The following is a 16,642-nucleotide window of genomic DNA, read 5'->3' as shown; positions in this document are numbered from 1 at the left end:
ATAATTAATGAATTTTTCTCCAATTAATTAATTATCTATAATTTGATATTAAAATCTATGAGAATCAACAATTAATTGGTAATTGATTTGCTCGGTAGCCCCTGATAACAAAACCCTTGAAGTCGTTTATCTTTGATAAATTTAACTCAGTTAATTTGCGTTGTGTTGCCATTTTGGCAGGTTTTTAACCACAGCAGGGAAAAGGTTTAAAAACCTATCATGATTATAGTTAATCCCGTTTCACTTTAAGTTTGATACAAATAGACCGCAGGGGAGCCAGCGCGTTGGGGAGACACTGCGTTGCGGAGGGAACCTCCGCAACGCAGTGTCGGCGGGTTTCCCGACTTGTCGCGACTGGCGTGGGCAGAGGGGCAGAGGAGAAATTATTCGTATCATTTATTTAGTGAAATGGTATAAGAAATTAAATCGGCTCAATATGATAGGGGGACAGCATTGCTATCCCCCTATCATCAAATGTTTTATTTCAAAAGCTTTTGTATTATGGCAACATTAATACTTTTGTAAAAGTGCTGGCAAAGAGTTTTCTTTGCGAATATCCATCAAGTCGGCTAGTGATTCTTTGCCTTTATCTAGGCGATATTGGTGTGCTGGTGGTAGAACTTCAACCAAAGTTTTGCTTTTTACTGAAAGTGGTTGTAAAGGTACAAACACTGGCAGATTCTGGGATGTTTGTGGCTCCCATATTGGTTGTGGGAGTGATTTTAACGCTTTTTGACGATTGAAGGCACGTTTTGGAATATTCTGAGCCTGGGTGGGGTTAAGCAAGCGAAAAATTACATAGCAACCACTACCACAACTGAGTGCGATCGCCATTACCATCCATAAAGGTGTGGGATTGCTACGTTCAGTTGTAATTGGTGCTTCTATGATCACTGGCATTAACTCTGTATCTGCCTGTTTTACACTGTCAACGTGACTGAGGCTGTAAAAGGCCACAGTAGCTGTACCCATAACCATTGTAAAAACTCCACTTAACAACACCAGAGGATGCTGTGCCAATAGAGCAATCAAAATGTTTGAGCGACCGTTTGAACCCAATTTAGTCTTTGTCGATTTGAGATTGGGTTTTATCAGTTGGGTTGGCTCATGGTTGACATTTTTACTATTTTCCATGATCAATTTGAGATTTATACCCGTTCAGAGACATGATTATACTTAAGAAGTAAGTTATCAAGTATCTATAGCCAGATTTTGGCATAAAGCTGCTCCTGTCTAACTTATTAGCGACTAAATCTCATCTTTTCTTTAAAAATTCTTACTTCTAATAAATTTATCTCCCAACTAGTATTCACAATTGGCTCACTCAGCGCTTTTTCCAGAATGTCTTTCTAACGCTAGTTGTATTAATTTATCTACCAAGTCAGGAAAAGCAACACCGCTATGAGACCAAAGTTGAGGATACATACTAGTAGCAGTAAAGCCAGGTAAGGTATTGATTTCGTTAATTAATATTTCTCCAGTCGCTTCTACATAGAAAAAATCTACTCTGGCTAATCCTGCTGCATCAACAGCTGCAAAGGCTTGTAATGCCATATCTTGAATTTGACGGCTGATCTGGTCTGGAAGCGGTGAGGGAATTAGTAACCCGGCTCTACCTTCGGTATATTTAGTTTCATAGTCGTAAAAATCACTGTCAAAGGTAATTTCACCAACAACTGAGGCTTGGGGTTGGTCGTTACCTAATACGGCACATTCTACTTCTCTAGCGACCACTCCCGCCTCAACAATGATGCGGCGGTCGTAGCTGGCGGCTTGGTCGAGTGCAGTTTCTAATTCTGAACGCGATCGCACTTTGGCAATCCCTACTGATGAACCCAAGTTAGCAGGTTTGACAAAACAGGGATAGCCCAATGTCGCTTCTATCTCATCGCATAGTTTGGGGAATACGCAGGGATTTGACCAAACTTGCGCTCTTGTTAACGCTTTATATTTAACTTGGGGTAATCCGGCTTGCTCAAATGCCATTTTCATAGCAATTTTATCCATTCCTAGTGCCGAACCTAAGACCCCAGAACCCACAAACGGGACTTGCATTAACGTCAGCAAACCTTGAATTGTGCCATCTTCCCCGTTGGGGCCGTGGAGAATGGGAAACCACACATCCACTTCTGCAACTTGGGAAGGAGATTGCCAACGTTCCAGAGTTTTGGTTTGGGAATTGGTGAGTTGACTTGGCTGTGGGTTGGTAGCATTTTCGGACTCTAGCAAAGGTTTACCAGAACCTAATACTTGTTGTGGTGCATCCCCAGCTAACCAACGTCCATCTTTTTGAATGTAGAAAGGCAGGATTTCGTACTTATTAGCATTTTGCTCTGCACTTAAAGCTTTAGCGATCGCTCTTGCCGAACTAATCGACACTTCATGTTCTCCAGAACGTCCGCCAAATAGCAATCCCACCCTTAGCTTAGTCATTTTCGGTACCTCTACACTCCTATCGCAGATAGCGTATCACAACCTGCTGGAGTTGCTATATTTTCCTTGCCCTTACAAAATATTCTGCAATTTAAAAACAAGCCAAAATTGTCGCATATTTAGGTATGTTTGTTTTATCAGCACAAAAAAATCCTCTTTAAAGGGAACAGGGAATAGTGAGTAAATTTCCTACTACCTATTGCCCATTTAAAAGGCTCGGTCAGACTTTTATAAATACTGTTAATATTTTTGAATGTTACAAAAGCAACATACCTTGGAAAAAAAACTCGGTTGGTCTTTGGATGAGCGAGATCCAAAGTTCATCAAATCCATGATGCCTCTCTTGGGCTTATTATATCGTCACTATTTTCGGGTGCAAACTAGCGGTTGGCATCATCTCTCACCTCAGCAAAAAGTCCTGTTTGTTGGTTCTCATAATGGCGGACTCGCAGCCCCCGATATGTTGATGATGATGTACGACTGGTTTCAACGTTTTGGTGTGGAGCAACCAATATATGGTTTAATGCACCCAAGAGTTTGGGAAGTTGCACCACCCCTGGCACAACTGGCTGCCAAAATGGGAGCTATCATCGCTCATCCGAAGATGGCATACTCTGCTTTGCGTTCTGGTGCGAGTGTGCTGGTTTATCCTGGTGGAGCAGAAGATGTGTTTCGACCCCATTATTTAAGAAATAAAATCTATTTTGCTGGCAGACAAGGATTTATTAAACTGGCACTGCGGGAAAACGTGCCGATTGTACCAGTAATTTCTGCGGGGGCGCACGATACTTTGATTGTCTTGGCAGATATCTACAAAATTCTCAACCAATTTCATGAATGGGGAATGCCTTGGCTGTTAGATATTGATCCGGTGGTATTTCCGATTTATTTAGGCTGGCCTTGGGGATTAGCCATTGGCCCACTGCCCAATATTCCCTTCCCTGTATCTATCCATACGCAGGTTTGTCCACCGATTCTATTTGAACGTTATGGTAGGGAAGCCGCAAGCGATCGCAGTTATGTTGATGAATGCTACGAATTGGTTGTGAGTAAAATGCAGTATCAATTAGACCAGCTAGTTTTGCTCAACCATAATTCTTAAATTTACTGTCCCATAAATAAATTTCTAACTAAAATTAATGCCCCATTTCTTGAGTAGTATTGGGATCAATTTCTGAACTACACCAATTACAAGAGGTAGCAGTGGTGCAGAAACAGTTAGCAAGAACTGACGAAAAGTTTGAATATCAAAAGGCCAAACTGGGAATTTATCAGTTAAAGAGTAAAAAGCTCGTAAGTTCTTAATTTTTTCTGTACCCTGTTTGAGAGTTTCGGCATCATTAGTCAAACTGGAATGAATCTGGGCATAATCAGCTTGAAACTGCCGCGCAATTTCGTGTAAAAGTTCTTCTTTTGCTTTTTTCATACCTCTATGAGCAGCTACTAAAGGCCCAAAGAAACATACAATAGATAATAAAATATCTATAGGAATAATTAAGTGAACATACCAGTAATTTTGTGCCGTGCCTCGTGTGATGAATTGGTACTCAATAAAGCCAACCATCAGACCTAAAACGGCAGCTAAATATGCAGTTTGAATTGCATAATCACTTAGAGAACGAAGTCCCCCACAACGGTCAGGATGTAGAGGATTAACATTAAATTGTTTTCTCGCTAATGCTCTTTTTAAAATGCTGTGTAGTATCCAAATATTCATGATCAGATTAATCACTAAAATACTACCTAAGTAAACCAAACATAAGGTAGAGATAGTAACAATTAAAATTGGTAAAGGATGTGAGCTTGTCCAACTATTTTGTAATTTGAAGCGTGTGCCAAAAACAAAAAGACTAAAAATAATGGCACTACTAAGAGCTAAAAACATACGCCACTTAGGTTTATAAGCATTGAAGGCAATTTTATTGATTGCTTGAATTTCTGATTCCTCAATCTCTAAAACATCAGATTCTTCTAATTCCTGAATTACAACATCTATAGCCTGAAAACTCCATAAATAATAGCCCAGCACAACTGGGTTAATTAACAATATCCATATCCAAGGAAATATATCTTGTAGTAGTCCTATTTGCCCTTTTGGCAACCACAAGGTATTGCTGATCCACGCAGTAATTAAATAAATGCTACTACCAATCAAAATACCTAATAGCCCAAACACCAAGGGAGAAAGCTGAAATTTTTCTAGTAATAAATATGCAATAGGATCAAAACGATAAAGATTACGTTTTTGCAATGATTTGATAATTGTCATTTTTGATTAAAAATTTTAGGCGTATCCAAGCAGAATTTTAGTATAAAAAGATAGCTTTTTCTAGTTGAACTCTACTGGTTCATTTTTGACTCGTCTAAGTTTTTTCCTAATTGCGGCGTTTAGTATAACGTTCGTAATCTTCAAAACGTAATTTAGCGATCGCACTCCGCGAAATAGTTCTTGCTACAATACCCTCGGCTCGACCCTTTGCACCTACATCTAAGGCTACATTGGTTTGCGGTAAAATTCCTAGCAGAAACTCGTGGGCTTCTTTGATACTAGTTGGTAAAGCTGTAACTTTCGCTAGTCTCGGTGTGAGTTCAAGTCTGTAATCTTTAGCTGTTTTACTCAGTTGTTGTTCATCCAAAAACAGTTGACCCCCATTATCTCGCCACGCAGATAGTTGCTTGGTAGACTTGGCAAATAATGTATCAATCTCTGTGAGAACAGCAATATCAAATAGTCGCCAGCCAACTCTTTGTTCGGCAGTATATTGTTTACTCGCAGAGGTAATCTTACCACCGTACAATTCCAGATAAACCACAATGATACAATCCTGAGATGGCGGTAAAGAATCAGCAACATCTTTGAGTGAGTTGACAATTCCCAGTGCAGGATTACCAATCAAGTCCCCTTTGGCAAATAAAAGCTCTTCTCGACTGCCTAAAACAAAGTTCCCATCAGGTAGCAAAATTATCCGCGAGTTTGTGCCATCGACTTTTTCCGTCAAAATTACTTCACCATCAAAAATGACGGTTTCTTCCAACAATGCGCCTTTGTCTCCAAGTGAGTGATAAGTCGGAATGCTGGGATATTTAGTCATAGAGTTGAGTTTGTCTAGGTCACAACTCCGTAATGAAAAATTATCACTCATACAAATATATTTGTAGCATACAAAATACAATTGTAATATATTGGTTGGGCGATCTCACTTGATGTCAAAGTTAACCACGAAGGAATGCCAACTAATTTACTGTACTTTGCCTTATTACTGAAAAATGCGGATATACTTCTCGTCGGTATTCCGCAAGTGGTGTAAGTCCTGTTAGATAGTGTGTTTGTGCGCCTGGGTGATTTGATGAATGTCGAGCGATCGCTTGTGAAATACTGGAATCAATGAAGCTTTGATTAATGGTAGAGGAATTGAAATCGTTTAGTTGCTTTTATGTCTACTTTTTATCTTAGTTACACTCTAAATCTAAGGCAATTTGCTGTGTGTTAACTTCTTCTATAGCTACCTCGGTTGCAACATATTGTTGCCGTGGGTGACTAGGTTGATGAGGATACAAATAATTAATACGATCTGATGCCATCAAACTGCGAATTATTCTTAGCAAATATTGCTTTTTACGTTGCAGAATGATTTCTAGTTCATTAACCCCAAGAGGCACCAATGTACATACTTGTATGATAACGTTTTCTAATGTCGCACGATTAATTTTGGAATGATCTCGAACAACTTTACCCATTTCCATGAGTTCATTCCAAACATCTTCAGAAAGATTTTCTTGCTTGCTGGGAGATATAAGAGTATTTGTAGTTATACGGTTCCCAGATATCGCCTGTGAGCCTAACTCGTAACAAGCGTAACGTCCCCCGTTAATCATTTGTAAAAACTGTCGATTCCGAAGAGCAACTAGTATTCTGGATATGTCAGCTGGATGCTGACCAGTTAATCGAGTTAGCGAGGCATTATCAACATAACCGTGGTGTTTGGCATAAACTAAAGCTAATTGTTCTGCTTCATTCCACTGCGAATTTAAACTCTTTAACCAACGACGATCTTCAGTAGACAGCAAGTGAGCTTGACGAAGTTGTAATGTGAATTCGTATCGCTCTGTTCCAGGATCAATCCTGGGCATTTCTAATCCTAATTCACGCCATGCTCGAATAATTTTTGGAATGCCAGTTCCTGCCTCTTCTGCTAATCCAATCAAACGAAACATACGGACTAATTCAGGATTACGGGGATCAGAACGATCTCCATGAAGAAGGTCAAATTCAGCAATACGAGAACTTCCAGGATTGCGAAATAGAAACCCGCTGGGTGTACGAATAATTAGTGATGCTTCTGGGATTGCATAATCAGCGTGGACAAGAAGATTTACAAGTGCTTCACGCAGAACAACATGAACAGGACTTTCTTCAACTCTTGTTGCTCCTTCTAATTTAAACGCAGTTGTTAAGCCAGTTGTTAGCCGGAGATAGATGTTTTCAAAAGCACCAAATAAATTTCCTTCCCACGGGATACGATCATCCCAACGCTTATCAGGATCATCTTCAGAGAGCAGCATTCTGTAGTCAATAAAGTGGCGTGATCTCCACTCTCGAATTGCCTGATCATTTCCTAGTAAAAGCAATCCTGCAACAGTCAAACCCTGTTTACCAGTTCCTCTTTCACGAGCATAACCACCTATTGCTGTCAGAAAACGGAGATCATCATAAGTATTCCGTGGTTCGCCTGGATGAAGAGTTTGATCTAACCGCCTATATCTTGCAAGTGCATCTCGGTCTATATCATCCAAATTAAATTCAGCCAATATGGCTGAATCTGCACCAACATCCGACGCTTCACGCATCATCCTGTCTACTTCCGGTTTGGTACAGTGATGATCACCTGTTTGCCTTCTAACATAGGTACCACTATATGGGTTGCCATTAATATAAACAGGCCGTTGTTGACGTGGTGCTGCTGGAACACGGATAACCAGTATTTCTTTACCGTCCAAAGTTTCAATATGTACATCTTGTGCATTGCAAATTGGGTAACTAATTTTTTGAGGATTACGTAACAAGTTGTAGAAATCATCTAACATTTTTGACGAGTTAGAAACTCCTTCCACCTCAAACCTATTGTTGGACTCGTTTACACCTAAAAGAATCCACCCACCATTAGTATTGGCAAATGCACTAACTGTCTCCCACAGGCTTTTAGGTATGCCACCTTGAGCTAGTTTGACTTCTAATTCTAGCGTTTCTCTGCCTTGCAATCGCTCAATAACAGTAACAAGCAAATTAGTAACAGCAGTATCGCCAGACATACTTAAAACTTCATTTACATTAGCAATAATAATTGCTGTAGTTTATCACATATAAATTATTTTGATCGAGGTAATAGATAACTGTGTCACAAGCGTTACCCCTCAAAGTACAATCTGCTACAAAACATTATTAGGCTGTTTCGCTCTTGGATGTTTGTGGCATAGACTCAATTAATGCTCTTAGCACTTTATTAACTGATTCAGGAGTTTGGAAAACTTTTGCTACATCTTCATCCAAAACTATAACTGTTAGACTTTGTGTTTCACTACGGTTAGCGAAACGGTTTGGTTTTGCTTTCTGGTAATCAAAGTTGTACTCAGCCAAAAGCTCGTCATCAAAATTTTGTGATTCTTCAAAATGTGTTTCGTTCATAATCTTCACGTTCTTTTCGAGTGGCTAAACGGGCGCTAATGATACGAATATTATTGGAACATTCGGTGAATAAAACCAGCAACAAGCGATTTTGCCTAGAGTGACGACCAATAATGATTTCTCGCCCCTCATTCACATAATAGTTTGTTTCATCACTAAATATAAGTGCTAATGGATTAGCAAAAACATTTTTAGCTTCTTCAAAGCTGACTCCAGATTTCTGAAAGTTGGTAGCAGCTTTAGACTCATCCCACTCGAACTTCATGTCCCAATAATATCGAATCTTTGATTAAAACATCACCTAATTAAACTGTCAAAGCTTGCCGCACTTCTCTGGGTTCGCCAGTTAAGCTAAAAGCGCGAACTTCGGTAATTTTAACTTTTACCAATTGCCCTTTGAGTTCATTAATATCGCCTGTAAAAAATGTGAGACGATTACCGCGTGTGCGTCCCATGACTTGGGTTGGATCTTTGGAATTTTGGTCTTCTACTAATACTTCTTCGATGCGGCCGAAGTAACGCTGCGATCGCTCGGCTGCTTTAATATTCACTAAATGGTTTAATCTTTGTAGGCGATCGCTTTTGACTTCTTCGCTCAGTTGATTTTCCCACAATGCGGCGGGCGTTCCCGGACGAGGAGAATATGCTGCGGTGTTCAATAGGTCAAAACCAATATCTTCTACCAGTTTCAAGGTATTTTCAAACTGTGCTTCTGTTTCACCAGGGAAACCGACGATCGCATCGCCACTAATTGACGCATCTGGCATATACTTGCGAATCGTATCGATAATTCGCCGATATTTTTCGTGGGTATAACCCCGTGACATTGCTTTTAAGAGTTCGTTATCCCCAGATTGAAAGGGAATATGGAAATGTTCACAAACTTTAGGCAATTCTGCACAAGCTTTAATTAATCTTTCTGTGAAATAACGGGGGTGGCTGGTAGCAAATCGTAAGCGTTCCACTCCCGGTACATCATGGACGTAATACAGCAAATCTGTAAAGGTGTACAGATGTCGTCCTTCTGGAGTTACTCCGGGTAAATCTCTACCGTAAGCGTCAATATTTTGACCAAGCAAAGTTACTTCTTTATAACCTTGTCGCCCTAACTCTACCATTTCTGCACGAATGGCTTCTGGTGTGCGGGACTGTTCCACACCGCGCACGTTAGGAACTACGCAGTAAGTACAGCGTTCATTACAGCCATAAATTACATTCACCCAAGCCGTAACTTGACTATCGCGGCGTGGCTGGGTGATATCTTCCATAATGTGGACTGCTTCAGTGGCGACAACTTGATTACCTTCAAATACTGATTCCAGCAAATCTTTGAGACGGTTGGCGTGTTGTGGCCCCATGACTAAATCTAATTCGGGGACACGGCGCAATAATGCTTCACCTTCTTGTTGAGCAACACAACCTGCAACTACCAAGGTTAAATCTGCTTTTTCGTGTTTGCGCTTGGCTTGTCTACCGAGGTAAGAATATACTTTCTGCTCGGCGTTATCTCGAATGGTGCAGGTATTGTAGAGAATTACATCTGCATTATTTGGATCTTCGGAAAACTCAAAGCCCATGTCTTCTAAAATGCCAGCCATGCGCTCTGAGTCGGCTTTATTCATTTGGCAACCGAAGGTAGTAATGTGATAGCGGCGTTTAGAAGTGGTCATGGGAATTGTGCTTAATTAGCTTGGTGTTAGATATATTGTTTTTCTATTCTATAGTTTTAAACGCAGAGGTACGCGAAGGGTAACGCGGAGGTACGCGGAGTGATTTCATCTATTCCCTCTTCCTTTGTTCCCTATTCCCCCGCCCCCAACTGTGGCACAATAAAGAACTGTAATAAAAAAATATTGTTAAGGTAATTTAGTGACTCCAACTGCTCAATCCACGGCAAGTGCGCGTCGCGTGGTATTTCCATTTACGGCAATTGTAGGCCAGGAAGAAATGAAACTGGCGCTGCTTTTGAACGTGATTGACCCCAAAATCGGTGGTGTCATGATTATGGGCGATCGCGGCACCGGCAAGACAACAACTATCCGGGCGTTAGCGGATTTGTTGCCAGAAATCCCTGTAGTTGCTAATGACCCCTTCAATAGTCACCCCAGCGACACCGACCTGATGAGCGATGAAGTCCGCCAACAACTAGAACAAGGTGCGGATATTCCCGTAGACCACAGGAAAGTTCAGATGGTAGACCTACCATTGGGAGCCACAGAAGACCGGGTATGCGGTACTATCGACATCGAAAAAGCTTTGTCTGAGGGTGTGAAAGCCTTTGAACCAGGGTTGCTGGCTAAAGCTAACCGAGGCATTCTCTACGTGGATGAAGTCAACTTGCTTGATGACCACCTTGTAGATGTGTTGCTCGACTCCGCTGCTAGTGGCTGGAACACTGTAGAACGGGAAGGTATTTCCATCCGTCACCCAGCGCGGTTTGTGCTTGTTGGTTCTGGAAACCCGGAAGAAGGCGAATTGCGTCCTCAGTTACTCGACCGTTTTGGGATGCACGCCGAAATTCACACGGTGAAAGAACCTGCTTTGCGGGTGCAAATTGTGGAACAGCGCTCGGAATTTGACCAAAATCCGCCAGAATTTTTGCAACAGCATCAAACTGAGCAAGAAGCACTCCAGCAGAAAGTTGTCAATGCTCAAACTCTGTTGCGAGAAGTCAAAATTGACTATGATTTGCGGGTGAAAATTTCGGAAGTTTGTTCTGAGTTAGATGTGGATGGTTTGCGGGGTGATATTGTAACAAACCGTGCAGCCAAAGCATTAGCCGCTTATGAAGGACGTACTGAAGTCACCCTTGATGATATCCGACGGGTGATTACTTTGTGCTTGCGTCACAGGTTGCGGAAAGACCCGCTAGAGTCAATTGACTCTGGCTACAAAGTGGAAAAAGTTTTTGCTCGCGTTTTTGGTGTAGAGTTGCCAGAAGAAGATTCAGCAAAGAAAAACGGCACAGGACAAATTAAAACTGGTGTCCGCTAATTTTCACTGAAAGTAAAAAGTAGGGGCGCATAGCCTTGCGCCCTGAAATTCACCTAATTTACTGAATATGAGATTTTGGCGTTTTTGGTTAAGCAGCTTGTTTTTGTCTAGCCAACATGAACCAGCCCATTTTATTGAGTTTGTCATGCTAGTGCTGACAATATTACTGCTCGGTATTTGGGGAGTTACGCAAGAATTACCTTATATGCTCTTATGCCTGAGTTATGCCATTGGAGCAGCTATTTCTATGTTAGTCCGAGAAGCGATCGCACCTTCACCGCAAGCAAGAATTTCTCGCCTTATTGCCTTATTATTACTTGTCATCAGCCTCTACGGTTTTGTGGATTTTCTGTAAGTTAGTCAATAGTCAATGGTCAATGGTCAATAGCAAAGTACCAGATAGTTAATCAAGCAATGACAAATGAAAAATAACTAACTCCATCCTTGCATTTCTACGAGTTCTATACATAATTGATTAATTTGTTCTAAGTCAGGTTTATGAGGCAGAGTTGATGTTTCATAAACAGCATCCATTTGGGCGACTAAATCCTCTGCCATCTGCATCACCTGTTCATAACTATATTTTCCCTGGAGAATGGCTTTTAAATCATCAACATCGCCAGCAATTCTTCTATCTACAATTACTTCTCCTTGCTGCAATATTTCTAAGCCACTGCGGAGTAATCTAATACAGTGCATTCCATGTTTAAGGTCAAATCCAGACTGTTTTTCCATTTCGGCTCTCACTGGATTGCGATTTTCTTGCCAAGATAAATATGCTTTCCATTCTCGTAAAGCAATTTGATAGCTTTGACTTTTTTGCAGCAGCCGAATAAAGTCTTTACGACCATGAGTTAAATTTTCGGTATATTCTAAAGTTTCAGTGGGTAAAGTATATTGTTTCAATACACCCTTAAAATCAATATCTGCTGTGAGTAATTTATATAATTGCTCTGCTTCTTCTAAAAATTCAATGCGCCCTCTAATTAATACATAAAGATACTCCAAAAAAGCATTTAACTCATCTTTACTCAGTGGTTCTTCATTTTCTATCCCATAATCAGCAGGTAGCGGTTTCTTTTGTGGAGGATTTAACAACCACTTGCGATGAGTTTCCATCTTTTTGATTTGAGCAAAAGCATAACCTGAATATGTATGCTTAACTTTCTTAGTCAAAAATATATTTCTGTGTTTAATTAAATGTTGTCCAACTTCAGTTAATACAGGATATTTATGTAACCATAGCAATTCCAAAATATTAGGATTTGCTCCTGCTAATAATTGCAGAATTTTTCTTAACTCATAGATAACTGTATCTTTATTTCCATCAATAAACGGAAATATCCCTGGTTCGTCCCAACCAGCATCTTTTTGTTCAATATTGTCAAATCCTAAATAATATCTTTTGGGTGCAATAAACACACCCCGAAAATCCAAATCTGAGTCAGGACGATTTAATCCATAGCCATGACTACCTGCTAAACCAATCAAAATGCTTCTTTGTTCGACTTCTATTCTTTTCATGGCACATGATTAAAATAGCTATCCTAACTCATTCCATTTTAGATTTTGGATTTTAGATTTTGGATTTGGGTGGTGTGTTGTCGCGTAGCGCAACGCACCCTACTAAAATTAAAACGCAAAGAAGCTCAGAAAACTCTTTGCGCCTTTGCGTCTTTGCGTGAGATATTTAATTATTCCACTACACCATTTCAGATGATGTTTGCACCACTGGCTGAGGCTGGGGTTGGAACATGAACAAGGAGTAAACTACATCTCGGCGGATGTTGACCATCATATCGAGGAATAGTTCATAACCTTCGCTCTTATATTCAATCAGTGGGTCTTTTTGACCATAACCACGCAAGCCTACAGACTCACGTAAAGCATCCATTTGTTGTAGGTGTTCTCGCCACAGAGTATCAATGCGTTGCAAGATGAAGAAGCGTTCGGCTTGACGCATTAACCCTGGTTGAACTTGGTCAATTTGCGCTTCTTTCATGTCGTAGGCAATTCTTACCTGTTCGTGGAGGAAGGCCTTAATCTCCGTGACAGACATGTCTTCTAGTTGACTGGCCTGCATATCTGATAGCAAGTAGACGAATTCTTTGACTTTCTCAACAAGTTTGTCTAGCTCCCATTCTTCGGAAGGTAGATCTGCGTTGATGTAATAGTCAACGATGTCGTCCATCGTTTTTTCTGCATATTTAATGACTTGTTCTTTCAAGTCTTGACCTTCTAATACCCGACGGCGTTCGGCGTAGATGGCGCGACGTTGGTTGTTCATTACCTCGTCGTACTCAAATACCTGTTTACGGATGTCGTAGTAGTAAGTTTCAACTTTTTTCTGTGCGCCTTCTAAGCTACGGGTGAGCATTCCCGACTCAATAGGCATATCTTCTTCGACTTGGAAGGCGTTCATTAAGCCAGCAACGCGATCGCCTCCAAAAATCCGCAATAAGTTATCTTCTAAACTGAGGAAAAATCTGGTAGAACCAGGGTCGCCTTGTCGTCCAGCGCGTCCCCGCAACTGGTTATCAATCCGCCGTGATTCATGGCGTTCTGTGCCAATTACGTGCAAACCACCGATTTCGACGACGTTATTATGTTCGCTGTCGGTAAACTCTTCATATTCGTGTTTGACACGATTATATGCTTCCCGCAATCTCTGAATTACTGGGTCTGAGGTCGGTGCTTTTTCGGCAGCTACGGCAACTTTATCTTCTGCTTCTAGTTCTGGTAAAGAGCGATCGCCATATTCCCGCACTGCAAAATCTACTGCTTCTTTAAGTAGTTGTTCTGTTGCTTTTGACAGTTGGGTGGGGAAGATTTCTGGCGAAGCTTTCCAAGTTTTGACTTTTTTCCCTGGTGTAAAGCCTTGACCGCCACCATGTCCTGTGGGCATACTACCGCTGGCCCTTTGGATACCGAAGACATCTTCGTCTTCTGGTTGAACGATGCGCGGCATAAAATATTCCCGCAATTTCAACCGCGCCATATATTCTGAGTTACCACCGAGGATGATGTCTGTACCTCTACCAGCCATGTTAGTAGCAATAGTGACAGCACCTCTGCGCCCAGCTTGAGCGACAATTTCGGCTTCCCGTTCCACGTTTTCGGGTCGAGCGTTGAGCAATTCGTGGGGAATGCCTGCCTGTTTCAGTAATTGGCTGAGATACTCTGACTTTTCTACGCTAGTGGTTCCCACTAATACAGGACGGCCAAGTTCGTGCATTTCGGCACATTCTCTGGCGATCGCTTGCCATTTACCCGCCTCTGTTTTAAACACCATATCCGACAAATCTTGTCGTCTTCTGATTCTGTTGGTGGGAATGACACTGACTTCTAATTTGTAAATTTTTTCAAACTCAGCTTCTTCTGTTTTGGCGGTTCCTGTCATGCCGCCCAGTTTAGGATACAGCAAGAACAAGTTTTGGTAAGTAATGGTTGCTAGAGTTTGGGTTTCTGGCTGAATTTCTACATGTTCTTTGGCTTCAATGGCTTGGTGTAATCCATCACTCCACCGCCTTCCAGGTAACACCCGTCCAGTAAATTCGTCTACGATAACTACTTCGCCATTCCGAACAATATAGTTAACATCCTTTAAAAACAGTTCTTTGGCTTTAAGTGCATTAAATACAAAGTGCGCCCAAGGATCTTCTGGGTCAAATAAATCTGTCACACCTAAAAGCTCTTCTGCTTCGGCAAAACCTTCATCTGTTAACAAAACGTTACGGGCTTTTTCGTCTACTTCGTAATGTTCTTCTTTTTTGAGAGTGAGAGCGATTTCCTCTGCTTGCAAGTATTTTTCTGTTGGTCTTTCTACCTGACCAGAAATAATCAGGGGTGTCCGCGCTTCATCAATCAGAATTGAGTCTACTTCGTCGATTACGCAATAGTTAAAAGGGCGTTGTACAACATCAGCCATTGAAGTGGACATGTTGTCCCGCAGATAGTCAAAGCCTACTTCACTATTGGTAACGTAGGTAATATCACATTCATAGTTCTTCTGGCGTTCACTGGGATTCATGCTCGCCTGAATTAGTCCCACACTCAACCCTAAGAAGCGATGCACCTGTCCCATCCACTCTGCGTCCCGACGAGCTAGGTAATCGTTCACAGTAACGACGTGTACGCCTTTACCTGTGAGAGCATTTAAATAACTCGGTAAGGTTGCTACTAGGGTTTTACCTTCCCCAGTTTTCATTTCCGCAATTTGTCCAGTGTGTAGGATGATACCGCCTAACATCTGGACATCAAAGTGCCGCAATCCTAAGACTCGCCGTCCTGCTTCTCTCACCACGGCAAATGCTTCGGGTAGGATGTCATCCAGAGTTTCACCTTTGGCGAGACGCTGTTGGAATTCTCCTGTTTTACCTTTTAAATCATCATCAGAGAGAGCTTTAATTTCTTCCTCTAAGAGATTAATTTCCGTGATATAAGGTTGGTATTTTTTCAGCTTACGAGCGTTGGGATCGCCCAACAAGAGTTTTAACATGGCGGTTATGGAACTAAATCAAGGGGGATGGGAAATATAGCTTTGGTATTGATTATAAGAATTTAACCTAACCCAGCTTTTTTAGTTGCAGATGGGTAGGAAATGAAAATTCACTCAAAAACGCAGAAAACGTAGATCAAATAAATCTACTAAAGATTTAGTTTTATTTTACGTTTAATATCGAAACTCTATTAATAGTATCATTTTGCCCTCAACTGAGGCAGGGAAACCCGACCATGTTCAAGGTGCGATCGCCCCCATGATATCCTGTCTGGTAATCAGGTTGCTGGGTGTAATACCGTTTCACTTTAAGTTTGATACAAATAGACCGCAGGGGGCAGGGAGCAGGGAGCAGGGGGAAAGAATGAAAAACCCATAAATTCGTATCATTTTTTTCGTGAAATGGTGTAAGGGTATAAGGGTGCAGGTAAGGATAAATCTTACACCTAGTAAATGCCAGCTAAAAATATTAGGTTTGATGGAGCGACAGCGCAACCCAACATCCAAAGATTTTTGTATGTGGTCAAATATTCGAGTTCTGAAAGTAAAGTTTCAACCTTTTTGCTTGAACGTTGAAGTTCAAAGGGTGAACGTTGAGCCTTTGAAGGTGAAGTTTCAGCCTTTTTACTCGAACGTTGAGCCTCAAAGGGTGAAAGGTGAGCCTTTGAAAGTGAAGTTTCAGCCTTTTTGCTCGAACGTTGAGGTTCAAAGGGTGAACGTTGAGCCTTTGAGGGTGAAGCTTCAGCTTTTTTGCTCGAACGTTGAGGTTCAAAGGGTGAAGTGTCAGGAAATTTTCTGCGTTGGATGTTGTGGAGTGTGGGATTTTCTCACGCAGAGGCGCGGAGGCGCAGAGAGGAAAGGGAGAGTTTTTGAGTTTTTTCACAATTGTTTTGCGAAAATTGCTGAGTCCGGCATGATTTACTTAACAGTCATCAGTAAACAGTCAACAGTAATCAGCAATATATTTTAAAGTCCCTCACTTGTAAAAGGTGGTAGTCAACAAGAGTCCAATCTCCAACTGAAACCGTGATAAC

At 41.2% G+C, this 16,642-nt stretch carries 13 protein-coding genes; 3 read left to right on the top strand and 10 right to left on the bottom strand.

The features are described from left to right. Positions 1 to 510: 510 nt before the first annotated feature. Both AC504W_RS04395 and AC504W_RS04390 read right to left on the bottom strand, forming a co-directional pair. Positions 511 to 1,134 carry a hypothetical protein gene (locus AC504W_RS04395; RefSeq protein WP_494876447.1) on the bottom strand — a complete coding sequence of 208 codons (624 nt, stop codon included), beginning with the start codon at positions 1,132 to 1,134 and terminating at the stop codon, positions 511 to 513. A 186-nt stretch (positions 1,135 to 1,320) separates the two neighbouring features. Beyond that, entirely contained in the window at positions 1,321 to 2,433 is a 1,113-nt protein-coding gene (locus AC504W_RS04390; RefSeq protein WP_494876446.1) for a D-alanine--D-alanine ligase family protein, read from the bottom strand. Positions 2,434 to 2,686: 253 nt separating this feature from the next. Between AC504W_RS04390 and AC504W_RS04385 the strand changes: the two genes are divergently transcribed. After that, positions 2,687 to 3,535, top strand: a complete 849-nt coding sequence (locus AC504W_RS04385; protein ID WP_494876445.1) for a lysophospholipid acyltransferase family protein — start codon at positions 2,687 to 2,689, stop codon at positions 3,533 to 3,535. Between the two features lie 24 nt (positions 3,536 to 3,559). Here the strand turns inward: AC504W_RS04385 and AC504W_RS04380 are convergent, their stop codons facing one another. From AC504W_RS04380 to miaB, 6 genes are all read right to left on the bottom strand, one after another. Further along, positions 3,560 to 4,702 carry a hypothetical protein gene (locus AC504W_RS04380; RefSeq protein ID WP_494876443.1) on the bottom strand — a complete coding sequence of 381 codons (1,143 nt, stop codon included), beginning with the start codon at positions 4,700 to 4,702 and terminating at the stop codon, positions 3,560 to 3,562. Between the two features lie 106 nt (positions 4,703 to 4,808). Beyond that, entirely contained in the window at positions 4,809 to 5,525 is a 717-nt protein-coding gene (locus AC504W_RS04375) for an RNA ligase family protein (protein WP_494879555.1), read from the bottom strand. Positions 5,526 to 5,883: 358 nt separating this feature from the next. Further along, positions 5,884 to 7,743 (bottom strand): RNA/DNA-binding domain-containing protein, encoded by a 1,860-nt coding sequence (locus tag AC504W_RS04370; protein ID WP_494876441.1) that lies wholly within the window; start codon positions 7,741 to 7,743, stop codon positions 5,884 to 5,886. 130 nt (positions 7,744 to 7,873) lie between these two features. Continuing rightward, on the bottom strand, positions 7,874 to 8,116 hold the full coding sequence (locus AC504W_RS04365) for a hypothetical protein (RefSeq protein WP_494876440.1): 243 nt from the start codon (positions 8,114 to 8,116) through the stop codon (positions 7,874 to 7,876). After that, a complete protein-coding gene (locus tag AC504W_RS04360; protein ID WP_494876439.1) occupies positions 8,097 to 8,381 on the bottom strand; it encodes a BrnT family toxin in 285 nt (94 codons plus the stop codon). The genes AC504W_RS04365 and AC504W_RS04360 overlap by 20 nt, the downstream gene beginning before the upstream one ends. Positions 8,382 to 8,421: 40 nt before the next feature. Then, positions 8,422 to 9,786, bottom strand: a complete 1,365-nt coding sequence (gene miaB / locus AC504W_RS04355) for a tRNA (N6-isopentenyl adenosine(37)-C2)-methylthiotransferase MiaB (protein WP_494876437.1) — start codon at positions 9,784 to 9,786, stop codon at positions 8,422 to 8,424. 199 nt (positions 9,787 to 9,985) lie between these two features. Between miaB and bchI the strand changes: the two genes are divergently transcribed. Together bchI and AC504W_RS04345 are read left to right on the top strand one after the other, a co-directional pair. Continuing rightward, positions 9,986 to 11,110, top strand: a complete 1,125-nt coding sequence (gene bchI / locus AC504W_RS04350; protein WP_494876435.1) for a magnesium chelatase ATPase subunit I — start codon at positions 9,986 to 9,988, stop codon at positions 11,108 to 11,110. A 67-nt stretch (positions 11,111 to 11,177) separates the two neighbouring features. Then, complete coding sequence (locus tag AC504W_RS04345; RefSeq protein ID WP_494876433.1) at positions 11,178 to 11,465, top strand: hypothetical protein; 288 nt, start codon at positions 11,178 to 11,180, stop codon at positions 11,463 to 11,465. A gap of 77 nt (positions 11,466 to 11,542) precedes the next feature. On the opposite strand, the gene AC504W_RS04340 is transcribed toward AC504W_RS04345, so the two are convergent. Beyond that, a complete protein-coding gene (locus AC504W_RS04340; RefSeq protein ID WP_494876431.1) occupies positions 11,543 to 12,634 on the bottom strand; it encodes a nucleotidyltransferase domain-containing protein in 1,092 nt (363 codons plus the stop codon). A 178-nt stretch (positions 12,635 to 12,812) separates the two neighbouring features. After that, complete coding sequence (gene secA / locus AC504W_RS04335; protein ID WP_494876430.1) at positions 12,813 to 15,608, bottom strand: preprotein translocase subunit SecA; 2,796 nt, start codon at positions 15,606 to 15,608, stop codon at positions 12,813 to 12,815. Positions 15,609 to 16,642: the final 1,034 nt, after the last annotated feature.

The sequence above is a fragment of the Nostoc sp. C96 genome (genome assembly GCF_059384975.1).
Note: the sequence above shows the minus strand (reverse complement) of the source record. Positions and strands in the feature narration are given on the sequence as shown.